Raw genomic sequence first — 2,720 nt, 5'->3', positions numbered from 1 at the left:
CGTGGTCTGGCTGACGCCAACCGCCAGATACACGCTTGGGTAATGAACGAGGCCGGCAACCGCATTCACGGGACCACCCGCGAGATGCCGCTCAAGCGCTTCGCGGAAGTCGAGCGAAGCCTGCTGATCAGCTTGCCAGACGTCCCGCCGGAGCTTGCAGTTTGGGCTAAGGGGAAGGTGCACCGTGACGCTCATGTTCAGTTCGAGCAGAGTTTTTACTCGGTCCCGTATCGACTGGTCGGCCAAGAGTTATGGCTCAAGGCGACCGACACTATGGTGACGCTATACCGTGGGCAGGAATCGGTTGCCGCTCACGTACGCCTCGTTCGCCCAGGCGGACGTCGCACAGTAGACGATCATTTGCCATCCGCCGCTCAGGCGTGGCAGTTGCAGGATACCCAGTGGTGTCTGGCGACCGCTGAGCAGATCGGGCCTGCTTGCTTCGCCTTGGTTCACGCGCTCTTCGGCGACAAAGTCTTAATCAAGATGCGCTCGGTGCAGGGTGTGTTGCGGCTTAAACAGAAATACGGCGCGATTCGACTCGAAGCAGCTTGCTCGCGCGCAAACCATTACGGCACGCCGCACTACACAGCGGTTAAAACCATCCTGCAAAAGGGATTGGATCAACTGACGCTGTTAAACGCCTTTGATGCGCTGGCGAGTACCTATACCGAAGGTGGCCGCTTCTGCCGCAACACTCAAACCATTCTCCAATAAGGCCAGCCATGCATCCCATTCCTGAACTAACGCCGCTGCTCAAACAACTGCGCCTGTCCGGCATCCTCGATTCGCTGGAAGCGCGAAACCGGGAGGCCATCGATCGCAAGCTCGCGTTCACCGAATTCCTGTCGCTCCTCATCCATGACGAGGTCGCCCGGCGCGACAACAAGAAGCTCAGCCTGCGCATGAGACGCGCAAACTTCCGTAGCCAGAAGACCCTCGAAGGCTTCGACTTCGACCGGCTACCCGGTTTGAATCGAGCCGCCATCCACGATCTGGCCACAGGCCGATTCATCGACGAGAAAGTGGCGGTCCTGATTGCCGGTCCCTGCGGAACGGGGAAGAGCCATCTCGCGCAAGCGCTCGGACACGCTGCGGCGAGGCAAGGACATGATGTCCTGTTCTCAACACAAAGCCAATTATTAGCAAGCCTGCGCAGCGCGGCGGCCGTGGGCACCTACGATCGTCGGTTCCAGTACCTCGCCAAGCTGCCACTTCTTATTATTGACGACTTCGGTCTTAAGCCACTGCGTTCACCAGACGATGAAGACTTCCACGATCTGATCGCCGAGCGTTATGAGCGGGCGGCCACGATCTTGACTTCAAATCTGGACTTCCCCGAATGGGGCGAAGCATTCCCCGGTAACAAGATGATCGGCGCCGCTACCCTTGATCGCTTGCGTCACGGCGCACACAAAATCGTCCTCGACGGTGAGAGCTATCGCGGACTAAAACCGGGCGTCGAGTCACCTAGAACCGAGCTTGCAAAAGGAGGCAAAATCAAGCAACCTTGATCCCCGTTCGAACCCTCCAATTCCTCGTTTCCGGTGGCGTCAATACGGCGAAAATGCCCGGCGCGATTACGCCGAAAGGTGACAATAGCCGATCGGCACACTGATCCGAAGTTCGCCGCGGTGTGCCTTCTGGCGCTTGGCATCGTGCATGCGGGTACGAAGCACATTGAGCTCAAACTCACTGATGCTGCCCTTCATGCCAAGCAGCAAGCGGTCGTTTGCCCGGCACGGATCGTACACACCGTCGAGGTCGATTACGCGCGCTTCGACAAGACCGCAAAGCTCGAGAAGATGGTGCCAGTCGCGCCCGTTTCGAGCGAGGCGTGAGGCGTCCGCGCACAGTACCGCTCCGACCTCGCCTGCACAAAGCAACGCGACCAGACGCTCGAAACCCGGTCGAGCAACCATGCCGCTCGCCGAGCGCCCCAGGTCATCGTCGATGACTTCTATGTCACGGAATCCGCGTCGCCTGGCCTCCTGTACAAGGTCGTACTGCCGGCGCTTGCTCTCAACGTTCATCTGGACCTGCGTCTGGGTTGATTGCCGGACATAAACCACGGCCTTACGCTTCAGTAGCAGCGAGGGCAAACGTTCATCGTTATTCATCGTCACGCTCCTTTGCTAGCGCGACGCCGGCGGCCTGCGTTAGCAGGCTCGCGAGGTGTCTGATGACGTTTGAACGCTGCACCGGGCTCATCCCCTGAAGCTCGACCGAGTCGAACATCATGTTCATCTGGCGCGATATCGGTTGCAACGACTGCGGGTCTGCCGGAACGACGTTTGGTGGCTTGCGCATTGCGCTTCTCCCGGACGATGGTGGAATCGTCCGGTGAGTTTCCGCGCAAATGTCGATTGATAAGAAGTTGGTGCAGATTGCACAAGGCCGCTACGCTGACGCGCGGCTCGCCGAGAACGAGAGCGGAGCAAGTGGCAGCATCCAACATCCATTCGGCAATGACCCTAACCTCACTGTCGCCCGCGTCGATATGAACGACACAACCTCCGCCGCGCTGCTCAACATCTCGAACCTTGACGCGACGACCAAACAGCGGATGCCAACGATAGTGGACTTCAACTTCTTGCCCGATATGGGCAGAATGAACGGGAACTGGTTCTTGGACGCCGGAATTATCTGTTCGCAGGGTCCGACGGCGGCGGCGAGAGCGCTGCGATAATCTACAGCCTGATCGGAACGGCACGCCTAAA

At 58.8% G+C, this 2,720-nt stretch carries 5 protein-coding genes; 3 read left to right on the top strand and 2 right to left on the bottom strand.

Annotated elements, in window-relative coordinates; translation table 11 throughout:
* Both ABH944_RS44500 and istB read left to right on the top strand, forming a co-directional pair.
* On the top strand, positions 1-717 hold a 717-nt coding region (locus ABH944_RS44500), incomplete at its 5' end, for a Mu transposase domain-containing protein (protein WP_404615800.1).
* Positions 718-725: 8 nt separating this feature from the next.
* Entirely contained in the window at positions 726-1,514 is a 789-nt protein-coding gene (istB, locus tag ABH944_RS44495; protein ID WP_404615802.1) for an IS21-like element helper ATPase IstB, read from the top strand.
* A 66-nt stretch (positions 1,515-1,580) separates the two neighbouring features.
* Here the strand turns inward: istB and ABH944_RS44490 are convergent, their stop codons facing one another.
* Positions 1,581-2,120, bottom strand: coding sequence for a recombinase family protein (locus ABH944_RS44490; protein ID WP_404615805.1), 540 nt, complete (start codon positions 2,118-2,120; stop codon positions 1,581-1,583).
* On the bottom strand, positions 2,113-2,310 hold the full coding sequence (locus tag ABH944_RS44485) for a hypothetical protein (RefSeq protein WP_062093171.1): 198 nt from the start codon (positions 2,308-2,310) through the stop codon (positions 2,113-2,115). Before ABH944_RS44485 ends, ABH944_RS44490 begins: the two co-directional genes overlap by 8 nt.
* Before the next feature lie 49 nt (positions 2,311-2,359).
* On the opposite strand from ABH944_RS44485, the gene ABH944_RS44480 reads away from it, so the two are divergent.
* Positions 2,360-2,689, top strand: a complete 330-nt coding sequence (locus tag ABH944_RS44480; protein WP_404615807.1) for a hypothetical protein — start codon at positions 2,360-2,362, stop codon at positions 2,687-2,689.
* Positions 2,690-2,720 lie beyond the last annotated feature (31 nt).

The sequence above is a fragment of the Caballeronia udeis genome, assembly GCF_044909315.1.
GTDB lineage: Bacteria > Pseudomonadota > Gammaproteobacteria > Burkholderiales > Burkholderiaceae > Caballeronia > Caballeronia udeis_A.
The sequence above is the reverse complement of the archived record's forward strand: the minus strand, read 5'-3'. Positions and strand labels throughout refer to the sequence as shown.